The sequence below is a fragment of the uncultured Solobacterium sp. genome, from assembly GCF_963550625.1.
GTDB lineage: Bacteria > Bacillota_I > Bacilli_A > Erysipelotrichales > Erysipelotrichaceae > Bulleidia.
Map to the genome: position 1 here is coordinate 151,329 of NZ_CAUVCV010000001.1, position 14,985 is coordinate 166,313.

The window sequence follows — 14,985 nt, forward strand, 5'->3', positions numbered from 1 at the left end:
ATAATAGGAACATGAAAATAATATTCTCACCAACAAAAAAGATGATTCAAGATGAAGATTTAGCTCCAAAAACAACACCAGTTTTTCTTTCAAAGACAGAAATATTGCTAGAAAAACTGCGTGGTATGAGTGCTGAACAACTACAACATATGTATCGTTGTAATGATAAGATCTTGACTGAAAATATCAGACGTATTGAAACGATGAACTTGTATGAGAATCTTTCGCCTGCATTATTCAGTTATAGTGGTCTTGCGTTTCAACATTTATCTGCGACTTCTCTATGCCAAGATGAGCTAGATTATCTACAAGAACACTTCCGTATTCTTTCTGGTTTCTATGGTGTGCTAAAGCCAATGGATGGTATTACACCATACCGTTTGGAAATGTTATCGGTGTTTCCTGATGGCAGTAACTTATATGACTATTGGAATGATGCACTCTATCGTGAACTTAATGATAATGTGATTATCAATCTTGCCGCAGAAGAATATTCACGTTGTATCAAAGACTATCTTCAAGAAAATGATCGAATGATTCATATTGTCTTTGGTGAGTTTAAGAACGGAAAACTTATCACAAAGGCAACTAAGGCAAAGATGGCACGTGGTGATATGATTTGGTATATGGCACAAAATCATATCACGCATCCAGAGGACATCAAGAAATTTAGTGAACATTATCGCTACGCAGAGGAACTCTCTGATGATACGCATTTTGTATTTGTAAGTCAGGAGTAAGTTAAAATGATCATTGTTGTTATCGCGACAGGTATTTGCTTAGTCTATTTATGGATGATTCATCCTCAAAATCTCAAAGCTGAAAAGTGGAATGGTTTTCGCCATCATTACTATGCCCATCGAGGTTTACATGATGCACAAAGTAATATTCCTGAAAATTCAATGGCTGCTTTTTTAAAAGCAGTAGAGAATGGATATGGAATAGAACTAGATGTTCAACTAACCAAAGATGGTATACCTGTTATCTTTCACGATGTAAAGACAGGTAGATTATTACGTGATGAAAAAGGTGCGGTTGTTAATAAAATACTAACAGAACTCACACTAGAAGAATTGCAGAGATACCACTTACTAACAAGCAAAGAACAAATCCCTCTATTTGAAGATGTATTAAAGTCAGTAGATGGGAAAGTTCCTTTGATTGTAGAACTCAAGGTAGCGAATCCATCGACGGATATAAATGCATTATGTAGTAAGGCAGATCAGTTGTTACAAAAATATCGTGGTTTATATTGCGTAGAGTCATTTCATCCAGCTTGTGTAAACTGGTATCGTAAGAATCGTCCAGAGATTATTCGTGGACAGCTTGCGGAACATCCTAACACACAAGCAAAAGGAAAGATGTTTGCCGCAATGAAAATTATGCAGTATCTTTTAACAAACTTTATCACGCGACCAAACTTTATTGCATATAACCATCACAACCGCCATAATCTTTCACGCATGTTATGTCATCGCTTATTTAAAAATCCAGCGATTGCTTGGACAATTTGTTCTAAGCAGGAGCTGGAAGATAATCGTAAGTACTTTGATTACTTTATTTTTGAACACTTTATACCAAATGTGGAATCAAGTTCCGAAGAACAGTAAATGTTTCGGAACTTTTCATTTGAACAAGGTTTTGAATAGAGAATAATATGATAAAATACTAACTATAAGGAGCTCCCATCCGGAATGAGTGATACGAGTAATTTTATTTTGAATTTATCGGTATTGTTTCGCAATACACAAAAATATTTTGATAAGATGCTGGCGCCATATGATATTGGTTCCGGCCAATTAACATTTTTATTGATTATCAATGAGAATGAAGGTATTACAATGCAGGATGTTACACGTATCAGTGAGGTGGATAAGGGTACCACAACAAAGAGTATTCAACGTCTTATTGAACAAGGGTATGTAAGTGCAATACAAGATGAAAAAGACCACCGTATGAAGCATTTACATACGACAGATAAAGCCTCCGCAATGATGACGGCTGTATATGATTTCCGTAATCAATGTCGTGCAGCACTAGCGAGTGGTGTTGATTTCGACCAGTTTGAAGAGATGCTAAACGTTGCCTGTGAGAACTCTCGTACTATTTTATCTAGTGAACCCGATGCGTTCCATACGCTAAAAATTGGTGCTCTAAAAAAGACAACAATTACGGATTACCCGGGAAAAGTCGCAGCGACAATCTATACGGCTGGATGTAATATGAAGTGTCCATTCTGTAACCAGAAAGATCTTGTGTTTATTCCCGAGAAATATCGCTATATCGCACCGGAAGAAATTCTTGCATACCTCAACGAGCGTAGTGGTTTATTGGATGGTGTGGTTATCAGTGGTGGTGAGCCTTTATTACAAGAGGAGCTCATTCCATTTATTCGTCAGATTAAAGAACTTGGCTATGCAGTGAAGTTAGATACAAATGGCACAAACAACGAGAAGTTAGGAATATTATTGGAAGAAGGCTTGTTGGATTTTGTGTCACTTGATATGAAGAATAGTGCCGAGAAGTATCCATTAACCTGTGGTCTAAAATCAGATGTAGAATACAAGCATCCTATTACAGAAAGCGTAAGCTTACTGCAAGAGTATAAAGTGGAACATGAATTTAAAACAACTGTTGTCAAAGAATTCCACACAGTTGAGGATTTGATAAAGATTGCAAAGTTTATTGGTAGTGATGCACCTTATGTATTACAACAATTTGTTTCTTCAGATACAGTCATTCAGCCTGACCTGCATGCATATACTGCAGAGAAGATGGAAGAAATGAAGAAAGCAGTTGAACCATATGTGAAGACCGTAGAATTAAGATTAGCGAAGGAGGTGTAAGTGATGTATCGTGTAAAGAAAAGAGATGGCAGTACTGCAGCGTTTAACATCAAGAAGGTCGCAAGTGCGATTCGCAAAGCGTTCGATGCATGTGATCGTGAATACACCGATAGCGTAATTGATTTAATTGCACTACGTATCACAAGTGATTTTGAACCTAAAATCCAGAATAGTTTAATTGATGTAGAAAAGATTCAGGATAGTGCAGAAAAAGTATTAAGTGAATCTGGATATGCAGATGTATCTAAGGCATATATTCTCTATCGTAAACAGCGTGAGAATGTACGTAATATTACAAACACAACATTTGATTATCATTCTGTTGTGGACAATTATATCAATACAGGGAATCAACACAACAAAGGGAATACAACTTACTCTGTTGGTGGTTTGATTTTGTCAAACTCTGCCTCTATCACCACCAATTATTGGTTGAGCGAAGTATATGATGAAGAGGTTGCCAATGCACATCGTGATGGTGATATTCATATTCATGATTTGAATATGTTAACAGGTTGTAATGCAGGCTGGTCTTTAAAAGAGTTAATTCAACAAGGTTTGGGTGGAGTAGCGAAGCAGACTTCTTCCGCTCCTGCAAAGCATCTCATTACAATATGTAATCAGATTGTAAACTTCTTTGGAATTATGCAAAATGAATGGGCAGGAGCGCAATCATTCTCATCTTTTGATACATACTTAGCTCCATTTGTACGTATGGATCATTTGTCATTTGATGAAGTGAAGCAAAACATGCAGACATTAATTTATGGTTTAAATACACCATCCCGTTGGGGAACAATTTCTCCGTTTGCGAATATCTGCTTTGACTGGACTGTTCCTGAAGATCTCGCAAAGCGACCAGCAATTGTTGGTGGCGTTGAACAAGATTTTACCTATGGTGATTGTCAGGATGAAATGGCACTCATTAACCGTGCCTTCCTTGAAGTTATCTTAGAAGGTGATGCGGAAGGAAATATATTCTCTTTCCCGATTCCAACATATGCGATTACAAAGAAATTTGATTGGAATGATGCGAATGCTAAGTTATTACTAGATGTAACTGTAAAGACAGGGCTTCCATACTTTGCAAATTTTATAAACGGAGATTTAAAGCAAAAGAATGCACGTAGTATCTTTAGTGGCACACATTTTAACGCAAAGAAACTATTTAAGAAAACAGGTGGTTTATTTGCGTATGGGGAGAATACAGGAACAATAGGAACTGTATCTATCAATATGGCTAGACTTGCCTATCTTGCAAAAGATGAAGAAGATTTCTTAAAGCATCTAGATAAGGTATTAGATATCTCTGCTCGTTCGTTAAGTACAAAGCGTCAAGTACTTGCAAGTCTTTTAGAGGCAGGACTATATCCTTATACAAAACATTATCTTGGTAGCTTTGATAATCATTTCTCTTCGATTGGAATTGTGGGAATGAATGAAGCATGCATGAATGCAAAATGGATTCAAAAAGGATTAGATACAGAGGAAGCACAGAATTTTGCAGAGAATGTGCTCATGCATGTGCGTAAGCGTCTCAAGGAATATCAAGCAGACCATCATGAACTCTTTAGTATTGAGGCAGTGGCTGCTGGAGATATCTCTCATCGCTTTGCGCTAAAGGATCAAAAGGAATATCCTGATATGATTATTGCGATGCAGGGTGATACACCATACTATACAGGTAGTACAGAACTGCCAATTGATGGAAATGTAGATCTATTTACGCGCTTAGATATACAAAATCGTATGCAGGAAATCTATACTGGTGGAACTATCTTCAATGTACGCCTTGCGAAAAATGAGTATGAGGCAAAAGGGATTGCGGTACTTTTAGAACGTATTATGGAAAACTATACAATTCCATATATTACGTTAAATACATGCAATCGTGATTATCCAATTGAAGGATATCTCTATCAAGAGGCTGTTAACGAACGATGAGTAAACTACCACAATTAATCACGACAAAAAATTGTCCAAAGTGTAAACTCATCAAAGAATACATGGCGCAAAGAAACTTTGTGTATGAAGTTTTAGAAGCAGAGAAGAATATGAAGCTATGTAGAAATTTAGGCATTATGATTGCGCCAACGATGTTAGTTCATCATGGAAATGAAATTGAACAACTCATCGGTTTTGAGGCAATTCAGAAGTTTGTTGATAAATATGACAAGTAGTATATAAGCCAAGAATGTTCTTGGCTTTTTTTGTGAAAAAATGTGAGAGAAATCGCTGACGATGCGAAATAAAACGATAGATGTTACAATACTTGGTATGAAAAAGAGGAAAGTAGACTTTAAACGATTAATATTAGTGCTAGTCGCTGCTGTGATGTTGTTTGTGGCAGTGGGTAGTGTCTTATTATATGGATTATCTTTCGTCTATGACGCATTCCGTAGAATGACTACAGGGATCACTTTATCAATTGATGAATCAAAGCTAAATGTGGAATATGGTTCAACATTTGATCCGAAAGAGATTATTTTGGACTCTGTTGGGGATTTGGAAGTCGAAGGTACAGTAAATACAAATCAGGCAGGTAGTTATTCGATTGTTTACCGCTTAAAAGATAAAGATGTTCAAAAGGAATTTAAATATACTGTTACGGTAGAAGACCATACAGCTCCAAGTATTACACTTGTGGATACTGCAGTTGCAATAAATCGTGGTGAGAGCTTTCGGGCTTCATCAGTTGTGCGCGCTGTGAGTGATCCTGTTGATGGGAGTTTGTCGTATAGCACCGAACTATCAAATGGCAGCTATACAATTAGTGGAACAGTAGATACAAACACGATGGGAACATACCCTGTAACTGTCACTGCAAAGGATAAGAATGGCTTAGAAACAAGTGCTACTTCATATGTGACAGTTGTAGATCCTTCAATCAGTACACCGTATATGATTCGTGTCAATCGTGTATTCAATACGGTAACGATTTATGCATATGATCAAACAACAGGTAGTTGTACAATTCCTGTTAAGGCAATGTTATGTTCTGTGGGACCAGAAACACCAGCAGGGGTATTCCATACCTTTAATCGTAGTCGTTGGCGTCCATTGTATGGTGATGTTTATGGTCAATATGTAACAGATATCGTAAATGATATTTTATTCCACTCAGTTCCATACTTTACACAAAATCCAAGTGATTTAGAGTACGAGGAGTTTAATAAGCTAGGAACATCAGCTTCACTAGGTTGTGTTCGCCTATCGGTGAAGGATGTAAAGTGGATTTATGATTACTGCCCATTAGGTGTAACAGTTGAAATCTATGATGATACAGAAAATCCTGGACCACTAGGCTTACCTGAGCAGACAAAGATTGATGTTACAAATCCAAATCGTGGATGGGATCCAACCGATCCAGATCCAAGTAACCCTTGGCTATCACCAACAAATTAAAACAAACCCTGTAATGTTAGATAACAACTTTACGGGGTTTTCTTATATAATGAGTGTATCTAGTTTTAGATAGTGGGGAGGTAAGGATGAGCGGACGCAAGATTTTAATTATCGGAGGTACTGGTGTCATTTCTTCAGCTGTACTAGGAATGCTAGCGAAGAGTCGTGATACAGAACTATATGTTATCAATCGTGGACATCGTCCATTACCTGTAATGGCAAACCATATTATCTGTGATGCCAATGATACAGCAAAGATGCAGCAGATTATTGGTAATACAGTATTTGATGCGGTCATTGACTTTGTAGTCTATACACCCGATCAAGCAAGAGACCGCGTATATCTATTCCAAAACCATACAAGACAATATATCTTCATCTCCACAGTCGTTGTATTCAACCATGAAAATAACTTCATCCTCAATGAAGATTCTGTGCAGAAGAATCGCTTATCAAAGTATGGAAGAGATAAAGCAGCATGTGAGGATGTATTTAACCAAGCTGCGAAGAAGGGCTTTCCAATCACCATTGTTAGACCTTCACAGACTTATGGCTTTGACCGTTTCCCACTTAGTGTAAAGGGTAAGAATTGCTGGAGTGTTGTATCGAGAATTCTGAGTGATAAGCCAGTCATTATCCATGGAGATGGTCAATCTATCTGGCACATGATGCATAGTTATGACTTTGCGTATAACTTTATCCAGTTGATTGGAAATATGAATGCAATCAATCGTTCGATTAACCTTGTTAATCCAGAGATTGTAACCTGGGATATGATTTACGATTCCTTAGGAAAGGCATTGAATCGTAAAGTACAGAAAGTACATATCGCATCTGAAACGCTTGCGATGAGTACAAAGTATCCTCTTTCCGAACAGATTGCAGGGGATAAACAATTCTCTAATTTATATACAGATATCGTAAGAGATACACTCATTCCTGATTTTAAATGTCTCATCAATTTAGATAAGGGAATTGAACTTTATACACAATATATTTGGGAACATAGTGAATCAAGAATTGAAGATCCTGAGTTTGACTTATGGTGTGACCAAGTGATTAATGATTACCATGCCTATATGGGAAGATTTAATGCAAAATTCTAAACGTAGAGAAATCTACGTTTTTTTCTTGGGATAGTATTACTTGACTTATACCCTATGGGGGTATATAACAGATATGTAAAACGGAGGTGTGAGATGCATCAATGTGAAGTAAGACATAAAAAAAGAACTGCAGATGAGCAGAAGAAACTTGTGACTAGATTAAAGCGTATTGAAGGTCAGGTACGTGGAATACAGAAGATGGTGGAAGATGATTTATATTGTCCAGATATCTTAGTTCAGGTATCCGCTGTCACAAGTGCACTAAATAGTTTTAATAAAGAGTTATTGGCATGCCACATTCGTGGTTGTGTCGCAACAGATATACGACAAGGAAAAGATGAGTCGATAGATGAACTCGTAACAGTACTTCAGAAGTTAATGAAGTGATTAGAAATGAGGTTTTATGGAAAAATATATTGTAGAAGGTATGACTTGTGCAGCCTGCCAAGCCAGAGTTGAAAAGGCGGTATCCAAGGTAGATGGTGTACAGTCCTGTGCAGTCAGTCTACTAACAAATTCGATGGGTGTTGAAGGTAGTGCAGATCCAAAAGCGATTATGAAGGCAGTTAAAGATGCTGGTTATAGCGCAACTTTACAGTCAGAAACAAATACACAAAAAGTGAATACGGAAAGTGTTTCTGCAGAAGAGGAAGCTTTAGAGGACCATGAGACACCGAAGTTAAAGAAGCGCTTATGGTATTCACTAGGTTACTTAGTAATCTTGATGTATATCACAATGGGTCATGGAATGTTAGATTTACCAGTACCATCCTTCTTAAATCACAATCACATTGGATTAGGATTAACACAGATGTTTCTGACGTTGATAGTGATGGTTATCAACAAGAAATTCTTTATCAGTGGCTTTAAGTCATTCATGCATGGTTCTCCAAACATGGACACATTAGTTGCGCTGGGTTCTTCGGTATCTTTTGTATGGTCAGTCTATGTATTGTATGTAATGACAGTGCAGATAACAAATGGTGTTGCGAATATGGAACTAATGCCACTTTATCATAACCAGTTGTATTTTGAATCTGCCGCAATGATACTGGTATTCATTACAATTGGTAAGATGTTAGAAGCCAAATCCAAAGGTAAGACAACAGATGCACTAAAGAGTCTAATGAAGTTAGCGCCAAAGAAGGTAACTATCATTCGTGATGGTGTTGAGACAATCATCAATATCGATGAAGTGAAGTTAGACGATATCTTTGTTGTAAAGCCTGGCGAAAGTATTCCGGTAGATGGTGTGATTATCTCTGGAGATAGTTCTATTAATGAATCAGCTTTGACGGGTGAGTCAGTACCGGTTGATAAGAGTGTTAATGATACGATTAGTGCAGGCACCTTAAATATCTCTGGGTATTTACAGGCTAAGGCTACACATGTAGGTAAAGATACGACACTTTCTAAGATTATTCAGATGGTAAGTGATGCGGCTGCCACAAAGGCTCCGATTGCTAAGATAGCTGATCAAATCTCAGCAGTATTTGTGCCTGCAGTCATTGTCATTTCCATCATCGTGATGATTGGTTGGTTATTTGCAGGAGCTAGCTTTGTATATGCACTTGAACGTGCAATCTCTGTATTAGTTATTTCCTGTCCATGTGCATTAGGACTTGCGACACCAGTAGCTATCATGGTTGGAAACGGTTTAGGATTCCAACATGGTATCTTATTTAAAACATCTGAAGCATTAGAAGAAATGGGCAAGATGAACATCATCGCTCTAGATAAGACAGGGACGATTACAACAGGTCAACCAACAGTAAAAGATATTCATCCAATTGGAGATGTTAATGAAAACGATTTATTACAAATCGCTTATTCTATAGAGCAGAAATCAGAACATCCATTTGCGAAAGCAATCGTTGAAAAAGCCCAACAAGAGAATATTCAAGCAATACCAACAGAACAGTTTAAGAATGTTGTTGGTAGTGGAATTGAAGCGACTCTCAACAATCATTTGATGCAAGCGGGTTCGATGAATTATATCCGTACAATCGCAGAAATCTCATCAGATATTCAAACAAAAGCAGATGAGTATGCAAGTGAAGGAAAAACACCGCTGTTTTTTGCACAAGATGGAAAACTCATTGGTATGATTACCGCTGCAGATACAATCAAAGAAGATTCATACAACGCAATCACAAAATTAAAGAAGTTGGGTATGCAGGTAGTGATGTTAACAGGTGATAATGAGCGTACTGCTAGTGCGATTGCCAAGATTGCAGGTGTTGATCGTGTTGTGGCTGGTGTTAAACCGGATGGAAAAGAAGCTGTCATCACTGAGCTTCAAAAACAAGGCAAAGTTGCGATGGTTGGTGATGGTATCAATGATGCCCCAGCACTGACAAAAGCAGATATTGGTATTGCGATTGGCGCAGGTACTGATGTCGCAATTGATTCCGCAGATATCGTATTGTCTAACTCTACATTAACAGATGTTGTTAGAGCTGTTAGACTGAGTCGAGCAACACTGCGTAATGTCAAAGAGAATCTATTCTGGGCATTCTTCTATAACTTGATTTGTATTCCATTAGCAGCTGGTTTATTTGGCTTATCAATGAATCCAATGTTCGGTGCAGCAGCGATGGCATTATCAAGTGTTACAGTATGCATGAATGCTTTAAGATTAAATCTATTTAAGATTGATGAAGATATTGAACAAAAACAAATTGAAAGAAAAGAGGAAAAACAAATGGAAAAGAAGATTATGATTGAAGGTATGATGTGTGGTCATTGTGAAAAGGCGGTCAAGAATGCATTAGAAAAGATTGATGGTGTATCATCTGCTGAAGTATCACATGTTACTAAGCAGGCTGTCGTAACACTTAATAAAGAAGTATCAAATGAAGAGTTACGTAAAGCTGTAGAAGCAGAGGATTATACAGTTACAGGAATTGAATAATAACTAGATATCGGTGATATTCATCGATTTCTTTTTAGTTAGTTTTGTCAAACCATGCATACAAGAAAAGAATCCCAAAAAATGGAATTCTTTTTTATACTTTCACGTGATTTTGTAGTACTACGTTATCTTGTGAAAAAACTAATTAAATATTAAAATGTATAAAATTAAACAACAAGGAGTAAACATGTACGAGATTTTTGAGACAAAAGAACGATTGAGTGCAGATAATACCTTGGAAGCCCAAAAAGTACGTAATACATTGAGAGAACACCATGTATATCTAATCAATTTGATGGCTTCGCCAGGTGCGGGTAAGACAACAACACTTGTGAGAATGATTGAGGAGTTAAAGAAGGATTACCGTGTAGGTGTGATGGAAGCGGATGTCGATTCTGATGTGGACGCAAAGACAATTTCTAAGTTAGGTGTTAAGGTAATCCAACTACATACAGGTGGTAGCTGTCATATGACAGCGGATATGACTGCCCGTGGAATGGAAAGACTCAACATTGAAGATTTAGATGTTGTGATTTTAGAGAATATCGGTAACTTGGTATGTCCAGCTGAGTTTGATACTGGTGCGAATTTAAAGCTAGTAATCTTAAGTATTCCAGAGGGTGATGATAAGCCCCTGAAATATCCATTGATGTTTCAGGTGGGTGATATCTTACTTTTTAATAAGATTGATACAAAAGCCATCTTTGATTTTGATGAAGAACGCTGTAAAGCACATGTTCGTAAACTGAATCCAGATATGGAATTCTATCCAATCAGCGCAAAGACTGGGGAAGGATTTGATGACATGATGAATGCGATACGCAAGCGTATCGAAGCGTGGAGGAATGCGAAATGAAAGTCATAGAACTCCATAAGAGTATAACCGCATCAAATGAAAAAGATGCCAATGCATTACGCATGCAAATGAAATTTCAGGGAACGCTACTCATCAACCTAATGAGTTCTCCTGGCTCTGGTAAAACCACACTTCTAAGTTCAACAATCCAAATGTTGGAAAAATTTAAGATAGCGGTTCTTGAAGCGGATATTGAATCTGCAGTTGATGCGGAAAGAATTGAGCAGTTAGGTGCTGTTGCGGTACAGGTACATACAGATGGTATGTGTCATATGGATGCAGGGATGACAAAGACCGGTATTGATGCGATGAAGGGACACGACATTGACCTAGCATTCTTAGAGAATGTTGGAAATCTAATTTGTCCTGCGGAATATGATACTGGCGCTATGTATAATGTCATGATTCTAAGCGTGACAGAAGGTGATGATAAACCTCTCAAATATCCATTGATGTTTGAAAAGAGTGATGTCCTAATCATCAGTAAGATCGATGCATTACCATATTTTGTTTTTGATTTAGAAACATGTATCAAACGTGTAAAGCGTTTGAACCCAAAAATTAAGATTTTCCCTCTAAGTGCTAAAACCAAAGAGGGTATGAAAGAGTGGCTCGACTGGCTACAAGAAGAAACAGTTGAGTGGAAGGTGACAAGATAATTATGACAACTGCCCCAAAAAAGAGAATGACAAATGAACGTGATTTCGTTCCAGATCCAAATTATGTAGCTGCAGATCCAGAAAAGGAAAAACTACTACTAGACCTTGCATGCATGATTACCAACCGTATCAAGGCGAAATTAACACACTCTGTAAAAACAGAAGATCCTGAATATTGGATGTTAGATGAACTACTTACAAAAGAAGAAGTGAAGTTCATGCTATCGTTCAAGAAAACACGTGTTGGATACAAACCAGAAGTTCTAGCGAAGAAAAATAATATGACGCTAGAAGAAACACAGAAGATGATTGATCATCTATGCTGGATTGGTTTGATTGAGATGAACCGTGAAAATCCAGAGAACGAGAAACAGTATAATGTACCTATTTTCGTTCCAGGTTCTGCTGAGTTTATGATGATGAATGATGAACTAACAGAAGCTCATCCAAACCTTGCAACATTCTTTAACTTAATGACACAGATGCCGCTAGAACCTGTAACACCAATGGTTCCACTTGGTGGTGGCGGAATTGGTATGCATGTTATTCCTGTAGAAAAGGCAATTGAGCATGTAAACCAATCCGTATCTGTAGAACACTTGAGTCATTGGTTAGATAAGTATGATAAGTATGCAATCAGTCAATGTACATGCCGTCGCCAACAGGAGATGCGTGGTGAAGGCTCTGGTGAAATCAACGGTGAATTCTGTATTGGTGTTGGAGACATGGCTGAATATCAGGTGGACCGTGGTAGAGCACATTATGTTTCCTATGACGAAGTCTTAGAAATCTTAAAACGTGGTGAACGTCATGGTTTTGTACACCAAATTACAAATATTGATGGTGAAGGTAAGATTGTAGGTATCTGTAACTGTGCACCTGGTGTATGTAATGCGTTACGTACATCACAGTTGTACAATACACCAAACCTATCACGTTCCGCATATCGAGCACATGTTGAGAAAGAAAAGTGTGTTGCCTGTGGTAAGTGCGTAGAAGTTTGCCCAGTTGGAGCTGCGAAGCTTGGTCAGAAGTTATGTACAAGTTTAGGCGCAATCAAATATCCAACAACATTACTGCCTGATGAGACAGAATGGGGCGAAGATCATTGGAATCCAGACTATCGTGAAACTTCTAAGATTAACTGTTATGACACTGGTACAGCACCATGTAAGACAGCTTGTCCTGCTCACTTAGCAGTACAAGGATATGTAAAGATGGCTTCTGAAGGAAGATTTATGGATGCACTTAGACTAATCAAGCAGGATAATCCATTCCCTGCGGTATGTGGTGCAATCTGTAACCGTCGTTGTGAAGACGCATGTACTCGTGGTAAAGTTGATCAGCCTATCGCAATTGATGAAATCAAGAAGTACATTGCGGCGCAAGAATTAAATGCAGAGACACGTTTTGTTCCTTTGTGCGAAAAGGATGATGGTGGAATGTGGTCTGATGACTATAAGATTGCGATTATCGGTGCAGGTCCTGCTGGACTTTCGGCAGCCTATTATCTCCGCATGCATGGATATCCTGTTACAGTATTTGAAAAGGAAAGTCGTGCAGGTGGTATGTTACTGAATGGTATTCCATCTTTCCGTTTAGAGAAAGATATTATCGAAGCTGAAATTGATGTTCTACGTCAAATGGGGGTTGAGTTTAAATACAATATTGAAATTGGTAAGGACACAACAATTCCATCGTTACGTAGTGAAGGCTACAAAGCATTCTACATTGCGATTGGTGCCCAAGGTGGACGCAAGACAGGTGTACCTGGTGAAGACGCAATTGGTGTTCAAACAGGTGTAGAGTTCTTGCGCAAGGCAAATAATGAAGCTTTAAGACATGCATTAGAAGGTGATGTAGTTGTTATCGGTGGTGGTAATGTTGCGGTTGACGTAGCACGTACTGCTGTTCGTTTAACAGAAGGCAAAGTCACAATGTTATGTCTTGAAGGTGAAAAGGAAATGCCTGCAGCTAGAGATGAAGTACTAGAAGCTAAGGAAGAAGATATTTCTGTTATGAATGGTTGGGGTCCTAAGGAAATCCTAACTGAAAATGGAAATGTCACTGGTGTCGTATTTAAGAAGTGCTTATCTGTGAAGGATGCGGATGGTAAGTTTAATCCTCAATATGATGAAAATGAAACTATCACAGTTCCATGCAAGAATGTATTACTCTCCATTGGACAATCCATTGAATGGGGCAAACTATTAGAAGGCACAAAGGTTGAACTTAACCGTAACAATACTGCTAAAGCTGACCCAGTCACATTACAGACTGCTGACCCAGATATCTTTGTGGGTGGTGATGTATATACAGGTCCAAGATTTGCGATTGATGCGATTGCGGCTGGTAGAATTGTAGAAGATTCCATTAATCGTTTCGTTCACCCAGGACAATCGATGACAATTAACCGTGATCTACGTCACTTTATTGAATTAAATAAGGATGATGTTGTGTTAGAAGAATTTGATACAGCTAAGCGTCAAGTTCCTGGACATAAACAAGGAAATCCAAAGACTATATTTAATGATATGCGTTTAGCATTTACAGATGAACAAGTTCGTACAGAAGCAAAGCGTTGTTTAGGCTGTGGAGCAACTTTTGTTGACCTTAATAAGTGTATCGGTTGTGGCCTATGTACAACACGTTGTGAATTTGATGCGATTCATCTACAAAGAGATTTACCAGATGCATCTAGAATGTATCGTTGCGAAGATAAGATCAAGGCGGTTCTTCCTTATGCCGCAAAACGTAAACTAAAGATTTTATTCAAGAAGAAGAGTGCAAACCATGCATGAGATGGGAATTGTTACACACCTTGCAAAATCTCTAAGTGAAATGGCAGAAGAAAATAAGGTCATAAAATATGGTTCAGTAACCCTAGAGGTTGGCGAAGTATCGGGTATTATGACGGATTACTTCGTAGATTGCTGGAATTATTTCAAGGTTAAATATCCTCTGTTATTAGAGTGTGAATTAAAACTAGAGACAATTCCTGCAGTAACATTTTGTGAATCTTGTAAACAAGAATACGGGACAGTAAAACATGGAAGAATATGTCCATACTGCGGTAGTGAAGAGACGTACCTTGTAAAAGGTGATGAATGCGTCATCAAAGAAGTTGAAGCAGAAACAGAAGAGTAGAAATTCAAGATCTACTCTTCTTTTTTAGATGAATTGATATATAATGTACAAT

General features: G+C 37.9%; 13 protein-coding genes. All 13 read left to right on the forward strand.

Annotation, left to right across the window (positions count from 1 at the left end; all coding sequences use genetic code 11):
* Window positions 1-11: 11 nt before the first annotated feature.
* The 13 genes from yaaA (at window position 12) to RYK16_RS00850 (ending at window position 14,933) form a co-directional block, all read left to right on the forward strand.
* Window positions 12-740: a peroxide stress protein YaaA gene (gene yaaA, locus RYK16_RS00790; RefSeq protein WP_314850166.1), complete on the forward strand. Its 729-nt coding sequence runs from the start codon at window positions 12-14 to the stop codon at window positions 738-740.
* 6 nt (window positions 741-746) lie between these two features.
* Complete coding sequence (locus tag RYK16_RS00795) at window positions 747-1,610, forward strand: glycerophosphodiester phosphodiesterase family protein (protein WP_314850167.1); 864 nt, start codon at window positions 747-749, stop codon at window positions 1,608-1,610.
* Window positions 1,611-1,694: 84 nt separating this feature from the next.
* The gene (locus tag RYK16_RS00800; protein ID WP_314850168.1) at window positions 1,695-2,846 is read left to right on the forward strand and encodes an anaerobic ribonucleoside-triphosphate reductase activating protein; all 1,152 of its coding nucleotides are present in this window, start codon (window positions 1,695-1,697) and stop codon (window positions 2,844-2,846) included.
* 3 nt (window positions 2,847-2,849) lie between these two features.
* The gene (locus tag RYK16_RS00805; protein ID WP_314850169.1) at window positions 2,850-4,790 is read left to right on the forward strand and encodes a ribonucleoside triphosphate reductase; all 1,941 of its coding nucleotides are present in this window, start codon (window positions 2,850-2,852) and stop codon (window positions 4,788-4,790) included.
* The gene (locus RYK16_RS00810) at window positions 4,787-5,026 is read left to right on the forward strand and encodes a hypothetical protein (RefSeq protein ID WP_294206599.1); all 240 of its coding nucleotides are present in this window, start codon (window positions 4,787-4,789) and stop codon (window positions 5,024-5,026) included. The genes RYK16_RS00805 and RYK16_RS00810 overlap by 4 nt, the downstream gene beginning before the upstream one ends.
* A 97-nt stretch (window positions 5,027-5,123) precedes the next feature.
* Window positions 5,124-6,251 carry a L,D-transpeptidase family protein gene (locus tag RYK16_RS00815; protein WP_314850170.1) on the forward strand — a complete coding sequence of 376 codons (1,128 nt, stop codon included), beginning with the start codon at window positions 5,124-5,126 and terminating at the stop codon, window positions 6,249-6,251.
* Between the two features lie 86 nt (window positions 6,252-6,337).
* Window positions 6,338-7,357: an NAD-dependent epimerase/dehydratase family protein gene (locus RYK16_RS00820; RefSeq protein WP_314850171.1), complete on the forward strand. Its 1,020-nt coding sequence runs from the start codon at window positions 6,338-6,340 to the stop codon at window positions 7,355-7,357.
* Window positions 7,358-7,450: 93 nt separating this feature from the next.
* Window positions 7,451-7,744, forward strand: a complete 294-nt coding sequence (locus RYK16_RS00825; RefSeq protein ID WP_314111275.1) for a metal-sensing transcriptional repressor — start codon at window positions 7,451-7,453, stop codon at window positions 7,742-7,744.
* Window positions 7,745-7,760: 16 nt separating this feature from the next.
* Window positions 7,761-10,271 carry a heavy metal translocating P-type ATPase gene (locus RYK16_RS00830; protein WP_314850172.1) on the forward strand — a complete coding sequence of 837 codons (2,511 nt, stop codon included), beginning with the start codon at window positions 7,761-7,763 and terminating at the stop codon, window positions 10,269-10,271.
* 187 nt (window positions 10,272-10,458) lie between these two features.
* Window positions 10,459-11,127 (forward strand): hydrogenase nickel incorporation protein HypB, encoded by a 669-nt coding sequence (hypB, locus tag RYK16_RS00835; protein ID WP_314850173.1) that lies wholly within the window; start codon window positions 10,459-10,461, stop codon window positions 11,125-11,127.
* Window positions 11,124-11,786 (forward strand): hydrogenase nickel incorporation protein HypB, encoded by a 663-nt coding sequence (gene hypB / locus RYK16_RS00840; protein WP_314850174.1) that lies wholly within the window; start codon window positions 11,124-11,126, stop codon window positions 11,784-11,786. The genes hypB (RYK16_RS00835) and hypB (RYK16_RS00840) overlap by 4 nt, the downstream gene beginning before the upstream one ends.
* Window positions 11,787-11,788: 2 nt before the next feature.
* Window positions 11,789-14,587: an FAD-dependent oxidoreductase gene (locus RYK16_RS00845; protein WP_314850175.1), complete on the forward strand. Its 2,799-nt coding sequence runs from the start codon at window positions 11,789-11,791 to the stop codon at window positions 14,585-14,587.
* Window positions 14,580-14,933 (forward strand): hydrogenase maturation nickel metallochaperone HypA, encoded by a 354-nt coding sequence (locus RYK16_RS00850; protein ID WP_314850176.1) that lies wholly within the window; start codon window positions 14,580-14,582, stop codon window positions 14,931-14,933. Before RYK16_RS00845 ends, RYK16_RS00850 begins: the two co-directional genes overlap by 8 nt.
* Window positions 14,934-14,985: the final 52 nt, after the last annotated feature.

Bases quoted from the DNA above. Each gene is read 5' to 3' on its own strand.
- yaaA (WP_314850166.1), top strand. From the start codon at position 12: ATGAAAATAATATTCTCACCAACAAAAAAGATGATTCAAGATGAAGAT.
- RYK16_RS00795 (WP_314850167.1), top strand. From the start codon at position 747: ATGATCATTGTTGTTATCGCGACAGGTATTTGCTTAGTCTATTTATGG.
- RYK16_RS00800 (WP_314850168.1), top strand. From the start codon at position 1,695: ATGAGTGATACGAGTAATTTTATTTTGAATTTATCGGTATTGTTTCGC.
- RYK16_RS00805 (WP_314850169.1), top strand. From the start codon at position 2,850: ATGTATCGTGTAAAGAAAAGAGATGGCAGTACTGCAGCGTTTAACATC.
- RYK16_RS00810 (WP_294206599.1), top strand. From the start codon at position 4,787: ATGAGTAAACTACCACAATTAATCACGACAAAAAATTGTCCAAAGTGT.
- RYK16_RS00815 (WP_314850170.1), top strand. From the start codon at position 5,124: ATGAAAAAGAGGAAAGTAGACTTTAAACGATTAATATTAGTGCTAGTC.
- RYK16_RS00820 (WP_314850171.1), top strand. From the start codon at position 6,338: ATGAGCGGACGCAAGATTTTAATTATCGGAGGTACTGGTGTCATTTCT.
- RYK16_RS00825 (WP_314111275.1), top strand. From the start codon at position 7,451: ATGCATCAATGTGAAGTAAGACATAAAAAAAGAACTGCAGATGAGCAG.
- RYK16_RS00830 (WP_314850172.1), top strand. From the start codon at position 7,761: ATGGAAAAATATATTGTAGAAGGTATGACTTGTGCAGCCTGCCAAGCC.
- hypB (WP_314850173.1), top strand. From the start codon at position 10,459: ATGTACGAGATTTTTGAGACAAAAGAACGATTGAGTGCAGATAATACC.
- hypB (WP_314850174.1), top strand. From the start codon at position 11,124: ATGAAAGTCATAGAACTCCATAAGAGTATAACCGCATCAAATGAAAAA.
- RYK16_RS00845 (WP_314850175.1), top strand. From the start codon at position 11,789: ATGACAACTGCCCCAAAAAAGAGAATGACAAATGAACGTGATTTCGTT.
- RYK16_RS00850 (WP_314850176.1), top strand. From the start codon at position 14,580: ATGCATGAGATGGGAATTGTTACACACCTTGCAAAATCTCTAAGTGAA.